Raw genomic sequence first — 16017 nt, 5'->3', positions numbered from 1 at the left:
GACAACATCACCTGGAGATCCGCCCCATGCCATCCGCCTCGCTTCCCGTCATCACCGTCGACAACCGCGTCGCCGAATCGACTGTTCTCCCGCACGTCTGGAGCATGTGCGCAGGGGCCGGCCGAGCCAATGAGGCCCTTCGGGCCGACTGGCGACAGCAGTTCCGGGAGGCTGTGGATCGCCTCGGGTTCCGCTACCTGCGCTTCCACGGCGTGTTCCACGACGACATGTTCGTGTACCGCGGCGCCTATGGCGGAGGCTTCGGGCCCGACGTGCCCCTCGAGAGCCCGGTGCACACCTTCTCATACGTGGACAAAGTGTTCGACTTTCTGGTCGACCTGGGAGTGCGGCCGTTCGTGGAGCTCGGTTTCATGCCGCGTGAGCTGGCGACGCAGACCGCGACCGTGTTCTGGTGGGGTGCGCACTGCAGCCCGCCGAACGACATGGATCGCTGGGTTGAGCTAGTGACGGGTTCGGTGGAGCACTGGATCGAGCGCTACGGTCTCGCCGAGGTACGGGAGTGGCGGTTCGAGGTCTGGAACGAGCCCAACCTCGTCCCGCATTTCTGGACCGGCACGAAGACCGAGTACTTCGAGCTCTACGCGCGAACGGTGCAGGCCATCAAGGCGATCGACGCCGAACTGAAGGTCGGCGGCCCCTCGACCAGCGTCTTCGTGCCCGATGAGCGGTACGCGGGCGAGACCGAGGACCGCTCGGCCGAGCACGGCACCGCCGCGGCATCCGACCCGGATGCGCTCGACTGGCGACCGGTGTGGATCGAGGACTTCCTGGTCTGGTGCGCAGAGCGGGAGCTGCCGGTCGATTTCATCTCGACGCATCTCTATCCCACCGACTTCGCTTTCGGGGCCAACGGCGAGGCCGTCAGCCTCACTCGGTACGCGGATGCGACGCCGGACGACTTGACGGTGTTGCGGAGGCTGATCGGCGAGAGCGCGTATCCGGATGCGGAGGTGCACATCACCGAGTGGTCGAGCTCGCCGTCGAGCCGCGACCACATCCACGACACGGTGTTTGCCGCCACATACATCGTGCGGGCCTACCTCCGTTCCGCAGATCTGGCCGATTCCATCTCCTACTGGACGTTCACCGACATCTTCGAGGAGGGCGGAGCCGGGATCGGCCCGTTCCACGGCGGGTTCGGCCTGGTGAACGAGCAGGGCATCCACAAGCCGACCTTCCACGCCTTCGAGATGCTGAACCGGCTGGGTGACAGGCTGATCGCCTCGACCACGCGCGGCGTCGTCTCGCAGCACAGCGCGACCGGAAGGCTGGTCGCGCTCTTCTACAACTATCCCGACGACATGAACGGCCGCTCGGTCGGCTCGCGCAGCTCGTACGAGGCGACGCGCGACCTGGCCGGCATAGGGCCTGAGCAGCGCGTGCGGCACACGATCGGAGGACTCGAGCCGGGCGCGGTCTTCGCGGTCGAGGTTCTCGCTCCCGGGCACGGTGACGCCGCCGAGGCGTGGAGCGCCATTGGCGAGCCCCTCAACCTCTCGCGTGCCCAGGCCGCGTACCTGCGCGAGCAGGGAGACGCCCTCCAACGCCACACCCTGGTCGCCTCCGCGAGTGGTGCCCTCGAGATCGACCTCGTCCTGACCCCCTGGGCCGTGGCATCGGTCTACGAGCTCTAGGCGCCGCAATGACGACGATCACCGGCGCCCGCGTCTTCGACGTGCGTTTCCCCACTTCGCTCAGCCTCGACGGCTCGGACGCGATGAACAAGGACGGCGACTACTCCGCCGCCTATGTCGTGCTCGACACGGACGACCCCGACCTCAGCGGGTTCGGGTTCACCTTCACGATCGGCCGTGGCAACGACCTGTGCGTCGAGGCCGCTCGCCAGCGGGCGCTTCCGCTGATCGGCCGCTCGGTGGAGGAGGTGGTCGGAGACCTCGGCGCAATCTACCGTTTGCTCGCATCCGACACCCAGTTGCGCTGGCTCGGGCCGGAGAAGGGCGTCGTGCACCTGGCGATGGCCGCCGTCATGAACGCCGTGTGGGACCTCGCCGCGCGCCGTGCAGACAAGCCGCTGTGGCGTCTGTTGGCGGAAATGACACCGGAGGAGCTGGTCGATGCCACCGATCTCCGGTATCTCTCCGACGCTCTCACCCGGGACGAGGCGATCGGTATCCTCACCGAGATGTCCCCGACCCGCGCTCAACGCATCCACGACCTCGAAGCACGCGGCGGCTACCCCTGTTACACCACGAGTGCCGGCTGGCTCGGGTACAGCGACGAAAAGCTCCGTCGTCTGCTCAGGGAGGCTGTGGATGAGGGCTACCGGCACGTGAAGCTCAAGGTCGGCGCGAACCTGGAAGACGACATCCGTCGACTCCGGATCGCACGCGAGGTCATCGGCTGGGATGCGAAGCTCATGATCGACGCCAACCAGGTGTGGGATGTGCCGGAGGCCATTGAGTGGGTGCGGCGGCTCGCCGAGTTCAATCCGCTGTGGATCGAGGAACCGACAAGCCCGGACGACATCCTCGGCCACGCGGCGGTACGCAAGGCCGTCGCACCTATCGGCGTCGCCACCGGCGAACACGGCATGAACCGGGTCTTGTTCAAGCAGATGTTCCAGGCCGAGGCCATCGACTTCTGCCAAATCGACGCCGCTCGGCTCGCGAGCGTCAACGAGATCCTCGCCGTCTACCTGATGGCAAAGAAGTTCAACGTGCCGGTCTGCCCGCACGCCGGCGGCGTGGGATTGTGCGAGCTGGTGCAGCACCTCTCCATCTTCGACTACGTCGCAGTCTCGGGGACCCTGGAGAACCGGATCACCGAGTTCGTGGACCATCTCCACGAGCACTTCACCGACCCGTGCATCGTCGTCGACGGCAACTACACGCTCCCGTCGAAGCCCGGGTACAGCGCCGAGATGTTCGATGAATCCGTCGCCCAGTATTCGTACCCTGACGGTAGCTACTGGCACGCTCTGCCCGCCCGCGCGGACCCGTGGGTATAGAGCCTTTTGGGGAGGGCTCCGAGAGCTGAGGTCTAATGGAGGGCCGAGTCGCAGGGCCCGACCTGCCACTTCACGAACTCGGCCGTGAAGCCCGCGCGCTCCGGCGCGCAGAGATACGGGCCTGCGACGACCACGGCGTTCTCGTTGGGTGACCATGGCGCGAGCCTGATGAGTTCGAACTCCTCGCCTTCGGCCTTGGCGCGGACGGAGATCGCGCCTGTCGCCCAGCTCGCCCGGATGGTGACCGTCGTGTCCTGCCAGTGCGGTACGGGCGCTGTGGACCAGTCGGAGTACACGTCCGTGACGACGGTCGAGAGCCGGAGGACACCGTCCGCGTATTCGGCGCCGGCCTTCACCCAGTGCTCCTCGTCGACGCGCACGAGCACCCCGGCCTGGTCGAACTGCTGCGACATGCCGACGACGAACTCGACTTCCACAGCCGTGCCGAGCTCGAAGGGGCGGAGCAGACCGTGCTCGGAGTCTCGCTCGAACCCGTACGACGTCTTCTGCCAGGCGTCGCTGCCCTTCACCGCTTCGACGCGAAGGCCGCCGCCTGGCGTCTCCGTCACGGAGGCGGCGGGTTCCGCCAGTTGCCTTGACTCCATGGGATGTCACGCACGAGCGCGTCGGGAGCGTCGGTTTCTGTCATCAGTCCGTCCTTGGGGGCTCAGAGGGTAGGGCCGGCTAGCGCCCCGTGGTGAGAGCCTGCCGTACGCGGTCGAGCGAGCCGCCGAGGCCCCACTTCTCCGACAGCTGATCGAGGGCGGCGCTCCGGTCGTCGTCGGGGGCCTGGATGCGTGCATCCACGGTCGGCAGGTCGAGGTCGCGCACCACTTCGACCACGCGGGGTGCGACCTTCAGGTAGTCGGCGGCCGCCTCGAAGCGGGCGCGCATCGGCGCCTTCATGCTGCTGGCCGGGTCGGCTGCCGCCGCGAGGATGCCGTCGAGGTCGCCGTACTCGGTGAGGAGGGTCATCGCCGTCTTCTCGCCGATGCCGGCGACGCCGGGCAGGCCGTCGGAGCTGTCGCCGCGCATCACCGCGAAGTCCGCGTACTGCTGCGGCCGGATGCCGTACTTGCCGACGACGACCGACTCGGTCAGCGTCTCCAGGTTGCTCATGCCGCGGGCCGTGTAGATGACCCGCACGTCTGCGGCGTCGTCGACGAGCTGGAACAGGTCGCGGTCGCCGGTGACCACATCCACCGGATGCGTCTGGCCGGTCGCGAGCGTGCCGATCACGTCGTCCGCCTCGTGCTGCGCAGCGCCGACGATGGGGATGTCGAGCGCGTCCAGCACCTCCCGGATGATCGGAACCTGCGTCACCAGCGCCTCCGGCGTCTCCTCCACATCCACGCCGTCCGGAACCTCGCGCGCCACCCGGTGCGCCTTGTAGCTCGGGATGAGGTCGACCCGCCAGCGAGGACGCCAGTCGTCGTCCCAGCACGCCACCAGCTCGTCCGGCCCGAAGTCGGTGACCAGCTTGGCGATGATGTCGAGGAAGCCGCGGACGGCGTTCACGGGGGTGCCGTCCGGCGCGCGGACCGTGTCAGGAACCCCGTAGAACCCGCGGAAATACAGGGAAGCACTGTCCAGAAGCATCGTTCGCCCGGTCACGCCCCCGATCCTCCCACGGCGGGCAGGGTGGGCGCGAGGGGGTGGATGCGCGTCACAGCGACGCGGGAAGCCGGTCGATCGTCTGCGACCACCCCGCGTAGCAGTCGATCTTGTCCCACTCCGCGCGCTGCTCGTCGGTGAGGTGGCCGGGGAGTGCCTGGTGCAGCCGCAGCTCGGTGCGGTCGCCGGGCAGCGGGATGAGGGTGATCGTCACGCGCGGGACGTCCACGGCGTCGCGGGTCGACGCATCCACTGGAAGTTCGGGCCAGCCGCCGACCGCACCCCAGTCGAACACGAGGCGCTCGCCGGGGACGAGCTCGCGGTAGATGCCGCCCGTGACGTAGCTGGTGTCGTCGTCGACGATCATCCGCTGACGCCAGGCGCCGCCGACGGTCGCGTCGGCGACGATCGGCTCGGTGACCTCGCCGTGGCCGCTGAAGAACCAGCCGAGGTGCTCCGGTTCCGTCCACGCCGCGAACACGCGTTCGGGCGGGGCGTCGAACGTCCGCACCACCGTGAACGCCCCGGCGATGTCGTCGCCGTCGTGGTCGTCGTTCGTGCTGTTCCTGCCACCGTCGTCGTTCATCGTGTCCCCTCCACGGCCGATCCTCGCACGCCGCGCGGCGGTGTCGATAGGGTGAGATGACCGCCGCCCAGACCGAGAGGCCCACCTGTGTCCGATCTCCGCCCGATCTCCGCAGCCCCCAGCATCCTCCGCGCCTCCTTCTGGCTGTGGATCGTCAGCGCTGCTGTCTCCTTCCTGGCCGGGATCGTCGGCGTGGTCGCGTCCGTGCAGGCCGGCGCATCCGGTTCGGCCGCCACCGCCGTGCTGTCCGGCACGGTCGTCGGCGCGATCGTCGGTGCCGGCCTCCGCGTCGTCATCGCCGTCTTCCTGGCGAAGGGCGTCAACTGGGCGAGGATCATCCTCACCATCCTGGGCGCCCTGACGATCCTCACCTCGCTGCCCTCGCTGTTCGTCGGAGACCTGCTGGGCATCCTGCTCCTCGCGCTCACCCTCGCGGCGGGCATCATGATGTGGTCGCCCGCCGCGTCCGCCTATCTGCGCCGCCGCTACTGACGGTCGCGAAACACCAGTAACTGTCGCGAAACGCCCGGGATGCGCCGCAGTTACTGGCATCTCGCGTTCAGTCTTCGACGTAGAGGCCGAGCTGTTCGCCGAGCCTGTCCCGCTCGAGGAGGCGGCGGCCCGCGCCCTTGGCGCTCGCCGTGGTCAGCGTGGTGAGGATGTGGATGACCAGCGCCACCGAAGTCGGTGAGTTGGCGAAGGATGCGCTGGCCGTGTCGACCACGAGGGATTCGTCCGCGATGGCGACAAGGGGCGCATCCGGCGCGTCGGTGATCACGACGAGCGTTCCGCCCGCCTGCTTGAACAGCTCGGCGAAGTCGATCGTGTATTTGCGGTAGCGAGCGAGCGAGAAGGCCACGAGCACGTCACTGGTGCGCACGTCGCTGAGCACGTCGAGCGGTCGCACGATCGTGCCGTCGATGAGGGTGACGTTCGCGAGCCCGGCGCTAAGGTCCATCGCCAGCAGGGATGCGTACGTGAACGACTTCGCCGCGCCGAGCACGAACCGGCGGCGCGCGGCGACGATCATCCCGGCGATCAGTTCGAACGCCGGATCGTCCTTGGCCCAGTCGAGTGCGTGAGCGAGCTGCTCGCGCTCCTGTTCGACCACACGGCGTTTGAGGACGAGGGCCGATCTGCGTTGCACCCTGGCGTCGTAGCGCTCGTGCGGGCTGTTGAGTTCTCCGGGATTCACATCGCGCCCTTCTGACGACATAGGAGCAGTATCACAGGAGATTCCTCCGCAGTTCATCCCCCGCGGTGCGCATGACGGAGAGCACCCGGTCGCGCACGTCGGAGCCGCGCTGCCAATTGGCGAGCACCGCGTACGCGACGCGTCGGTCGGGGGTCATCACGAGGCCGGTGTCCGCACGCACCGTGGAGATGGTGCCCGTCTTGTTCCACAGCCACACGCCGCGATCGAAGAGGTAGTGCGCGAGCGGGTCGAGGCCGAACGCGGACGCCACCATCGACAGGTCCATCCCGGCGCCCAGCCAGCGCTGCAGCGTGTCGGAGGAGGCCGGGCTGAGGTCGGCGGCCTGCGCGGTGCGGGTGACGAACCGCACGAGCTCGTCGGCGTTCGCGTGCGAGAGCGTGCGCGGGGCGCCGGGAGGCAGCGGCCAGCGGACGATGTCATCGAGACCGGAGTGCTCGTAGCCGATGGCGCGCGTGTGCTCCTGCACGGTGGGGAGGCCGATCACCCGGCAGAGCGTGTTCGTCGCCGCGTTGTCGCTGACGGCCCCGATCAGCGCGGCCACGTCGTAGAGGGACAGCGTGTCGGCCTGCAGCAGATACCAGAGCCCGGAGTTGTCCATCCACTCGGATGGACGCCGGGTGACGCGCTCGTCGAGCGAGCGGGTGCCCGCATCCACTTCGGTGAGCAGTCGGTGCAGCAGGAACACCTTCCCGACGCTGGCGGTGTCGAGCACGACGTCCGGCCGGTGACGGAACAGCGTCTCGCCCGAGTCGATGTCGACGGCGAGCGCGGAGAACCGGAGGCCGGGCAGCTCCTGCTCCAGCTCGGCGAACGGCACGCTCACGAGGCAGGGATCCCGGTGACGTGTGCGCGCAGCTGCTCGCCGATGGCGTGCATGGCCGCGAGGACGGGCGCGCGTAGATCGTCTGCCGCGTCCTTCCAGTTCGCCGCGACCGCGTAGGCGACGGTGGCGGCCGGGCCGGAGAGGTGTCCGATGTCGATGCGGGCGAACGACGTGCTCCCCGTCTTGTGGCGCAGGATCATGCCCTGATACTCGTCATCGACGTGTGCGAGAGGGTCGAGGAGGAGCGCATCGGCGACCATGGATGTGTCGACGTCGGCGGCCAGCCAGTCCAGCACGCGCGCACTCACGGCGGGCGAGACGACGTCGCCGGAGCCGAGGCGGCGCATGAGCTCCGCGAGCTCTGCCCCCGTGCCGTACGACGGTGTCCACGGCAGGTCGGGCGTTCGCTCGTTGCGGATGAAGTCGTGCAGCGACGTGTCGGTGAAGCCGAGCGACGGCGCGACCGCGCGCACGGTGTCCAGGCCGCACAGCCACAGGAGCGCGTTGGTGGCGAGGTTGTCGCTGACCGCGCCGACGAGCAGCGCGGCGTCCTCCACGGTCACACGCTGGTCGCGCATCCGGTACAGCAGTCCGGAGTCGGCGACGCGATGCTCCTCGGGGATCTGGACGCGCTGACCGGGGTCGACCTCCCCGGCTTCCAGCCTGCGCGCCACCTCGATCAGCAGGAACACCTTGCCGACGCTCGCCGTCTCGCAGACGATGTGCGGCTCGTGCGCCGCGAGGACGCTGCCGCTGCCGCTGTCGCCCCCGGCATCGACGACGCAGATCGACCACCGCACCCGCGGGTCGAGCTCGGGCAGCGCAACCGCCGTCACAGCGACGCCCCCACCGTCAGCCGGATCGCGTCCGGCTGTGCGATCAGCGCACCGTCCACGTTGAGCGGGATGCTGAGCGCGTTGGGGTCGTGCCCGAAGCCCTGCTCCCACAGCACGGGCACGCCGAGGCCGGGCAGCAGCTCGTCCACGAGCTCCCGGATGGCGTCCAGGTCGCCGCAGTTGTCCCACGATCCGAGCACGATCCCGGATGCGTCCGCCAGTCGTCCCGCGCGACCGAGCTGCACGAGGAATCCGTCGATCCGGTACTTCTGCTCGTCCACATCTTCGAGGAACAGGATGCCGCCCGGCCGGTCGAGCGACTCCCGCGCTCCCATCGCACCGGCCAGCAGACTCAGGTTGCCTCCCGTGAACCGCCCTTCGGCGACACCGGGCACGAGCACCGACGTCTTCGGCCCGACGATCTCGCGTCCCCGCCACGACTCGAACAACCAGCTGCGCACGTCGTCGCGCACGAACTCGGAGTCGCGGAACACGTCGTTCCCGACCATCGGGCAGAACAGCGTCGGCACATCCAGGTTCACCCGGAACGCTTCGTGCAGGGCGGTGATGTCGGAGGAGCCCGTGAGGAGCTTCGGCCGTCCGTCGCGCCGCAGCGCCGCATCCCGCAGCTGCTCCCAGTCGAGCCCGTCGAGCAGCCTCATCGCCCCGTAGCCGCCCCGGATGCACACCACGGCGTCCGCGTCGGGGTCCATCCACGCTTCCACCAGGTCTTGGCGGCGCCCGTCGTCCGGCCCGGCGAGGTAGCTCGCGTGGGGATGCGGGTCGAGCACGTGCTCGCCGACCACCACGTCGAGCCCCCAGTCGCGGTAGTAACCGACCGCGCGCTCGAGGCTCTCTGCACTTCCCAGTCCGGACGGCGACACGAACCGCACGCGGTCGCCCGGCTTCAGCGGCGCCGTGTCGAGGTACGCGGACCTGTCCACCGCGAGGGCCGACGTGCTCATGCGAGCCTCCGCTCGATGCTCGGCGCGGCAGCGAGCAGCCTGCGCGTGTACGGGTGTTGCGGATCGAGGAGCACCTGCTCCGTCGGTCCGTACTCCACGAGGGCGCCCTCGTACATGACGGCGACAGTGTCGGCGATGTTCCACGCCAGCCCGAGGTCGTGCGTGATGACCAGTGCGCTCAGGTCCAGCCTGTCGCGCAGCGAAAGCAGCAGCGCCAGGATCTCGCCACGCACCGAGGCGTCCAGCGACGCGACCGGTTCGTCGGCGACCAGCAGCTGCGGACCGACCGCCAGCGCACCGGCGATCACCGCGCGCTGGCGCTGACCACCGGACAGCTCCTGCGGAATGGCGCGGAAGAAACGCTCCGGCGGGAGCAGTTCGGCATCGGCGAGGCTCTGCGCGACGCGCTCCTGCTCGTCGCCCTGGAAGCGCTGCACGCGCAGGCCCTCGGCGACGGACTCGTAGACGCTGATCTTGGGGTTCAGTGCTGCCGACGGGTCTTGCAGGACCATCTGCACCTCGCTGCGGAACTCGCGCAGCGCGCGTCCCCGGTGCGGGATGTCTTTGCCACGGAACCGGATGGTCGAGCCGTCGTCCGCCCGCTGCAACCCGACGATCGTGCGGGCCAGGGTGGTCTTGCCCGACCCCGACTGCCCGACCAGCGCGAGGATCTCGCCGCGCCGGAGGCTCAGGCTCACGTCTTTGACGGCCGCGAGTGGCTTGCCGCGCCCGTGATACGTGACGGTGACCCCGCGCGCTTCCAGCACCACCTCGTCCGAGAGGACGCGCGATCTGTCGGTGACCGTGACCGCGTCCGCGCGGCGGGTCACCGGGTTGAGCCTGGACGCGGGGTCGCCGATGGTCGGGAACGCCTCGGCCAGCTGACGCGTGTACGGGTGCTGCGGATTCGTGCACACCTCGTATCCGTCGCCCACTTCGACGAGCTCGCCGTCGCGCATGATCGCGATCCGCTCGCAGGCGGTGGCGAGCACGGAGAGGTCGTGGCTGATCATCAGCATCGAGATGCCGCGCTCGGAGACCAGGGTGCTGATCATGTCCAGGATCTGCTTCTGCACGATCACATCGAGGGCCGTCGTCGGTTCGTCGGCGATGATGATGTCCGGCTCGCAGGCGAGCGCCATCGCGATCATGACGCGCTGCTTCTGGCCGCCGGACAATTCGTGCGGGTAGGCCTCCGCCTTCGCGGGTGCCAGGTCGACCGCGTACAGCAGTTCGAGCGCGCGCGCCTTGCGGGCCTTGTCGGTGCGCCAGGCCTCGGAGACGTGCAGTTCGAGCGCCTCGACGATCTGCTGCCCGACCGTGCGCACGGGGTTGAGGGAGTGCATCGCGCCCTGGAAGACGATGGATGCTTCCGCCCAGCGCAGGGCCCTCAGCTCGCCGAACCGCAGGTCGGCGATGTCGGTGTCGCCGATCAGCACGCGGCCGTCCAGCCTGGCGTTTGCGGGCAGGAGCCGCAGCACACTCATGGCGAGGGTCGACTTGCCCGATCCAGACTCGCCGGCGATCCCGAGGGTGCCGCCGGTGGGCAGCTGCAGGGACACGCTCTTGACCGCGGCGATCTCGCCCTCGTCGTTGCGTCCCGCCGTGCGGTAGGTGATGCTGACGTCGTCGAAGGTCAGGTCGGGCATCAGCGGCTCCTCAGCGTCGGGTTCACGATGGTCTCGACGGCGCGGCCGATGAGGGTGAAGGCGAGGACGACCAGGACGATCGCGATGCCGGGCACGAGGATGTACCACCAGTAGCCCGCCGTCGCGGCCGACACATCCATCGAGTTCTTCAGGACCGAGCCCCACGACTGGAGAGTGGTGTCGCCGAGCCCGAGGAACGACAGGGTGGACTCCGCGATGATCGCCGACCCGACGGTGAGGGTCGTGTTCGCCAGCACGAGCGGCAGCACGGCGGGGAGCAGATGCTTCACGATGATGTGCCAGTGCCCGGCGCCGAGCACCCTGGCCCGCTCGATGTAGTCGCGCGACTCCACGGAGAGGGTCTGCGCCCTCACCACGCGCGCGGTCCCCGCCCAGGAGGTGAGCCCGATGGCGATCACGATCGTCCAGACGCCGCGCGAGAGCACGGACGAGAGGACGATCGCGAGGATGAGCGACGGCAGCACGAGGAAGAAGTCGATGATGCGCATCAGCAGGCCGCCGGTCCAGCCGGTGAAGTGGCCGGCCGCGATGCCGACGATGGTGCCGATGATCATCGACACGGCGGTGGCGGCGAAGCCGACGAGCAGCGAGACCCGCGCGCCCCAGATCATCCGCACCCACAGTTCGCGCCCCTGGTCGTCGGTGCCCAGTGGATGCGCGATCGACGGCGGCGCGAACCGCGGTTGGTCGAGGAGCTTGGTGACGTCGAGCATCCACGACGGCGCGAGCACCGGGGCGAGGAGCGCGAGCAGGATCACGACGACGAGGAAGATCAGCCCGGCCATTCCGGCGCGGCTGTGCGAGAACTCCCGGCAGAAGCTGCCGAACGCATCCCTTCGCCTGGCCCACGCCATGCTGCGGGGCGAACGCCGTGCGGTTGCGGTGGTGGTGCCGCTCATCCGCGCCTCACTCTCGGGTCGAGCCGACGGTACACGAAGTCCGCGACGAGGTTCATGACGATGATGATGGCCGAGAAGACCACGAACGTTCCCTGCAGCAGCGGAAGATCCGGTCCCTGGATCGCCTGGTAGGTGAGCTTGCCGAGTCCGGGCCAGGAGAAGACGGTCTCGACGGTGACGGCGCCGGCGATCAGCCCGCCGATGTGCATGAAGACCAGCGTCACGGTGGGCAGCAGCGCGTTCGGGACGGCGTGGCGACGGCGGAGGTCGTCGTCCTTCAGCCCTTTGGCACGAGCGGTGACGAGGTAGTCCGCGCTCTTCTCTTCCATCACGGATGCGCGCATCACCATCACGTACTGGGCGTAGACGACGGCGACCATCGTGATCACCGGCAGCACCATGTGCGAGGCCACGTCGAGAACCATGCCGAGCGGATCGTCCGGAGGGTTCGGCGACGTCATGCCGCCGGTCGGGAACCAGTGCAGGGTTCCGCCGAACACCATGAGCAGGATCAGTGCGAGCCAGAAGGTCGGCACCGACCACAGCACCAGCGAGGTGCCGGTGGTGACCTTGTCGAACATCGAACCAGGTCGCCAGCCCGCCTTCTGGCCGAGCCAGAGACCGAGGGCGATGGCCAGGATGGCCGAGGTTCCGGTGAGCAGGATGGTGTTCCAGAAGTATTCGCCGATGAGCGATGCGACGCTCTGCTTGTAGACGTAGCTCTGGCCGAAGTTGAGAGTGACGACGTTGCCGATGTACTCGCCGAACTGCTGCCAGAGCGGCTTGTCGAGGCCGAGCTGCTCGCGCAGCTGCGCCATCTGCTCGGACGTCATCGGGTGCTCGCGCGCCATCGCGGCGACCGGGTCGCCCGGCAGGATCTTGAAGGCGAAGAACCCGAGGATGATCACCATCACGAGGCTGATCGCCGCTCCGCCGATCTTGTTCAGCGCGTATTTCAGCGCTGGGGCGCTGCGGACGGTCGCCTCGCCTTTTTCCTCGAGGATCACCGCCTCTGTGACGGGGGTTGCGTTGCTCATATGCCTTCTCTTCTGACGCGACGGGAGAGCGGTGGCCGCGACGGGAGTCCGCCGCGGCCACCCGGTCGACTATTCGACGTCGGCGCTCGAGCGTCGGCGCACCACGAAGAAGATGATCGCACCGATCACGATGAGGACGATCACCCCACCCGTGACGAGGAGGCCGACGTTGGGGCCGGAGTCGCTGCTCGCGCCGTCTCCGACGGGTGCGACGTCCATGAAGCCCCAGTAGCCGGACTGATTGGCGATGATCCCGCCCTTCGCCGGCATCATCCGGAAGTCGGTGAACCGGTCGGAGCGGTAGGCCTCGAGCCCGTTGGCATACCAGTACACGATCTGCGCGGTGTCCGTGAAGTTGAGCTGCAGCATCTTCTGGACGATGGCCTCACGCTTCTTGGCGTCCGTCTCGGTCTGCTGCTCCTTGTAGAGCTTGTCGTACTCCGGGTTGCACCAGCCGTCCTGCGAGGTCGCGCCGGTGCCGTCCGTCTTGGTCGGCAGGCTCGAGCAGGTGTTGATGCTGAGCTGGTAGTCCGGGTCGGGTCCGACGCTCCAGCCGCTGAAGTAGATGTCGTAGTTGCCCTTCAGCGTGTCGGCGTTGATCGTGTCGGAGTCCGTCGAGATCGGCTGGATGTCGATGCCGATCGTCTTCATCCACGGCTGGAAGTACTGCGCGACCGTCTGCTCCTGCGGGTCCGTCGAGTCCACGAAGAGGCGGAGCGAGAGGCGCTGGCCGTCCTTGACTCGGATGCCGTCCGCTCCGACCTTCCAGCCGGCGGCGTCGAGCTTGGCCTTGGCCTTGTCCGGGCTGTATGCGAGTGCCTTCACGGCCGAGTCGTCCGTGGGCAGCGTCCACTGCGGGTACGACGACGGGATGAAGCTCGTGCCGGGGTTGCCGAGGCCGTTGAGCACCTTCGACAGCAGGGTCTTGGTGTCGGTGCCCATCCGGATGGCCTGACGCACGTTCACGTCCTGCAGGGCCGGGTTCCCGTTTCCGAACGGCTGGCCGTCGACGGTCTTGACGCCGGAGTTGAAGCTGAACGACGAGAACCGGCGGCCGATCCCCGAGTGCTCGGTGATCCCCTCCGCGCCCTTCAGCGCCTGGTACTGGGTGGGGGTGAGGCCGGTCACGAAGTCGACGTCGCCGGAGCGGAGGGCCTGAACCTGCGCGTCCGAGTTCGTGTAGTACACGTACTGGATGGTGTCGATCTTCGGGGCGCCCTTCCAGAACTTCGGGTTGGCCTTCATGGTGATGAACTGGTTGGCCTTGTAGCTCTCCAGCAGGAACGGTCCGGAGCCGACGACGTCCTTGTCGTTCGCGTACGTGGCGGGGTCGGAGATCTTCTCCCAGACGTGCTTGGGGAGGATCGGGACCTCGATGCCGGGGTTCGGAGCCTGTGGTGCCTTGAGGTCGATGACGACGGTCTTGGCGTCCGGCGCCTTCACATCGGAGAAGTTGGCGAGGAAGTTGCCGTTGGCGACGGCGAGGTCGGGGTTGGTCATCATCTGGTCGAAGGTGTACTTCACGTCGGCCGAGGTGATGGCCTTCCCGTCGGACCAGGTGAGACCGTCCTGCAGGGTGTACACCCACTTCTTGCCGCCCTCTTCGACCTTCCAGTGGTCGGCGAGGCCCTTCGTCGGCGAGCCGTCGACGTCGCTGTTCTGCACCAGGTTCTCGTACATGTAGCGGAAGAGGTTGGTCGGGAGCAGATAGATCGAGGTCCAGGGGTTGAAGCTGTCGACGAACCCGGAGGTCGCGATCCTCATCGTCTTGGCATCTTTGCCGGACGTCGGGGACGAGGTGGGGTCGGCGGCCTGGACGCTGTGCGGCTCCGCCGCGTTCGCTGCGCCGGCGGGCGCGGCGATGATCGCTGCTGCTGCAACGAATGACAGCGCTCGGATCAGATGTTTGCGGTGCCTGGTGCGCATGGGAGTCCTTCCATCGGCCGAGGTCCAGAGCAGGACCACGAGGGTTGCAGCAATGGAACAGCATGGAGCACGTCCTGGTCAACGTATTCGTGACAGATGTTAATGAATTCGTAACGCCATGCGGGTGGCGCGGTGAAGGGTGGGTTTGCCGATAATGTGCACAATCGCATTCCCGAGCACCGCAAAGTGCCCATCAAGGTGCCTATCAGCGCGCAAATCGTGTGCAAATTGCCCATTCACGCTGAAACCGATATTCGTCCATATCGGTTGCTGGTGGAGGATGATGCGTACCGGATAATCCATTCGGGCGAGGAGGAGCGATGCTAGGAACACCGGAGGCCGACGCATCGGAGTGGCGCACCAGCCTGGTGCGCGCCGAAACGGACGAGGGATGGACGGGCCGTCAATGGACGTCGAACGTGCTCGCACCGGCTTGGGCGGGCGACGCGGGCGCCGACCAGGCCGTCGCCTCGTGGAACCTCGACCCGGACGCGACCGCTGTCGTCGAGCTCCGTGCGCGCACGGCCGGCGAACGCTGGCATCCCTGGCAGACCGTCGCACTGTGGGGCGACATCGGCCGGCGCAGTAGTGCGGCGCCGGGAGGCGCAGCCGGCGCTGCGTCCGGGGCGCCGACGATGGAGACCGACGTTCTGACGGCACGGAGCGCAGGCTCGTTCGACGCGGTGCAGCTGCGCATCACGCTCGGCCACGAAGGCCAGGGTGAAGGCCGGGAGGGCGAGCGCGCCGCATCCAGGGATGCGTTGCGCCTGGCCGCGGTGAGCTTCAGCGCACCGGATGATGAGGGGTCAGCGTCGGCTCCGGATGCGGTCGTCGGCCCGACCGAGGAAGGGACGTTCGGTGCCGCTTCGGCCGTGCGGCCTCTGTCCCAGCGGGCGTACCCCGCCCGCGCCGACCTCGGCGGCGGCGGTCCGGCGTGGTGTTCGCCGACCTCGCTCACCATGGTCGCAGCCGCCTGGGGCGCTCGGATTCCGGCCGCTGGATCGGCCGACGTCCCGGTCGGAGCCGACCCGCGCGTCCCGTGGGTGGCGCGGGCCGTGTACGACACGGCATACGACGGGACGGGCAACTGGTCGTTCAACGTCGCTGCCGCCGGAGCGCTCGGCTTCGATGCCCTGGTGACGAGGCTGTCGTCCCTGCGCTCGGCTCGCACGCTGACGGATGCGGGGATTCCGCTCGTGGCGTCGATTTCGTTCGCGCCCGGCGAGCTGCCCGGAGCCGACTACGACACCCCGGGTCACCTGCTCGTGATCCGCGGCTTCGACGCTGGCGGGGATGTGCTGGTGGCCGACCCGTCGAACCCCGGCGGTGATGCCGGGCTGCGCACCTATCCCCGCCGTGCGTTCGACGATGCCTGGTCGCACAGTCGCCGCACCGTCTACCTGATCGTGCCGCGTGGCCACGCCCTCCCTCCGAGCGCGGAGGGAGAGTGGTGACG

General features: G+C 68.2%; 15 protein-coding genes. 4 read left to right on the top strand and 11 right to left on the bottom strand.

Going from position 1 to position 16017, the window contains the following annotated elements; all coding sequences use genetic code 11:
• The first annotated feature begins 26 nt into the window (after positions 1-26).
• Positions 27-1655, top strand: a complete 1629-nt coding sequence (locus B7438_RS04590) for a beta-xylosidase (protein WP_085368360.1) — start codon at positions 27-29, stop codon at positions 1653-1655.
• A gap of 8 nt (positions 1656-1663) precedes the next feature.
• Complete coding sequence (locus B7438_RS04585) at positions 1664-2989, top strand: L-fuconate dehydratase (RefSeq protein WP_085368359.1); 1326 nt, start codon at positions 1664-1666, stop codon at positions 2987-2989.
• 32 nt (positions 2990-3021) lie between these two features.
• Here B7438_RS04585 and B7438_RS04580 read toward each other — a convergent pair whose 3' ends face one another.
• The 3 genes from B7438_RS04580 to B7438_RS20180 all read right to left on the bottom strand — a co-directional run bounded on the left by B7438_RS04580 (position 3022) and on the right by B7438_RS20180 (position 5189).
• The gene (locus tag B7438_RS04580) at positions 3022-3558 is read right to left on the bottom strand and encodes a DUF1349 domain-containing protein (RefSeq protein ID WP_256921864.1); all 537 of its coding nucleotides are present in this window, start codon (positions 3556-3558) and stop codon (positions 3022-3024) included.
• A gap of 115 nt (positions 3559-3673) precedes the next feature.
• Entirely contained in the window at positions 3674-4588 is a 915-nt protein-coding gene (locus tag B7438_RS04575) for a 5'-3' exonuclease (RefSeq protein ID WP_085368413.1), read from the bottom strand.
• Between the two features lie 67 nt (positions 4589-4655).
• Positions 4656-5189, bottom strand: a complete 534-nt coding sequence (locus B7438_RS20180) for an SRPBCC domain-containing protein (protein WP_143465601.1) — start codon at positions 5187-5189, stop codon at positions 4656-4658.
• Between the two features lie 87 nt (positions 5190-5276).
• Between B7438_RS20180 and B7438_RS20175 the strand changes: the two genes are divergently transcribed.
• Positions 5277-5681 carry a hypothetical protein gene (locus B7438_RS20175; RefSeq protein ID WP_143465600.1) on the top strand — a complete coding sequence of 135 codons (405 nt, stop codon included), beginning with the start codon at positions 5277-5279 and terminating at the stop codon, positions 5679-5681.
• A 67-nt stretch (positions 5682-5748) separates the two neighbouring features.
• Here the strand turns inward: B7438_RS20175 and B7438_RS04565 are convergent, their stop codons facing one another.
• The 8 genes from B7438_RS04565 to B7438_RS04530 all read right to left on the bottom strand — a co-directional run bounded on the left by B7438_RS04565 (position 5749) and on the right by B7438_RS04530 (position 14561).
• Positions 5749-6405 (bottom strand): MurR/RpiR family transcriptional regulator, encoded by a 657-nt coding sequence (locus B7438_RS04565; protein WP_085368357.1) that lies wholly within the window; start codon positions 6403-6405, stop codon positions 5749-5751.
• Between the two features lie 10 nt (positions 6406-6415).
• A complete protein-coding gene (locus tag B7438_RS04560) occupies positions 6416-7228 on the bottom strand; it encodes a serine hydrolase (RefSeq protein ID WP_085368356.1) in 813 nt (270 codons plus the stop codon).
• Positions 7225-8064, bottom strand: a complete 840-nt coding sequence (locus B7438_RS04555; RefSeq protein WP_256921863.1) for a serine hydrolase — start codon at positions 8062-8064, stop codon at positions 7225-7227. The genes B7438_RS04560 and B7438_RS04555 overlap by 4 nt, the downstream gene beginning before the upstream one ends.
• Positions 8061-9029 (bottom strand): LD-carboxypeptidase, encoded by a 969-nt coding sequence (locus tag B7438_RS04550; RefSeq protein ID WP_085368355.1) that lies wholly within the window; start codon positions 9027-9029, stop codon positions 8061-8063. The genes B7438_RS04555 and B7438_RS04550 overlap by 4 nt, the downstream gene beginning before the upstream one ends.
• Entirely contained in the window at positions 9026-10678 is a 1653-nt protein-coding gene (locus tag B7438_RS04545) for an ABC transporter ATP-binding protein (protein WP_085368354.1), read from the bottom strand. Before B7438_RS04545 ends, B7438_RS04550 begins: the two co-directional genes overlap by 4 nt.
• Positions 10678-11598 (bottom strand): ABC transporter permease, encoded by a 921-nt coding sequence (locus tag B7438_RS04540; protein ID WP_085368353.1) that lies wholly within the window; start codon positions 11596-11598, stop codon positions 10678-10680. Before B7438_RS04540 ends, B7438_RS04545 begins: the two co-directional genes overlap by 1 nt.
• Positions 11595-12635, bottom strand: coding sequence for an ABC transporter permease (locus B7438_RS04535; RefSeq protein ID WP_085368352.1), 1041 nt, complete (start codon positions 12633-12635; stop codon positions 11595-11597). The genes B7438_RS04540 and B7438_RS04535 overlap by 4 nt, the downstream gene beginning before the upstream one ends.
• Before the next feature lie 69 nt (positions 12636-12704).
• Positions 12705-14561 (bottom strand): ABC transporter substrate-binding protein, encoded by a 1857-nt coding sequence (locus tag B7438_RS04530; RefSeq protein ID WP_085368351.1) that lies wholly within the window; start codon positions 14559-14561, stop codon positions 12705-12707.
• Positions 14562-14881: 320 nt separating this feature from the next.
• Here B7438_RS04530 and B7438_RS04525 point away from each other — a divergent pair, with 320 nt between their 5' ends.
• A complete protein-coding gene (locus tag B7438_RS04525) occupies positions 14882-16015 on the top strand; it encodes a C39 family peptidase (protein ID WP_085368350.1) in 1134 nt (377 codons plus the stop codon).
• Positions 16016-16017: the final 2 nt, after the last annotated feature.

The organism is Leifsonia sp. NCR5 (genome assembly GCF_002105485.1).
GTDB lineage: Bacteria > Actinomycetota > Actinomycetes > Actinomycetales > Microbacteriaceae > Leifsonia.
The sequence above is the reverse complement of the archived record's forward strand: the minus strand, read 5'-3'. Positions and strand labels throughout refer to the sequence as shown.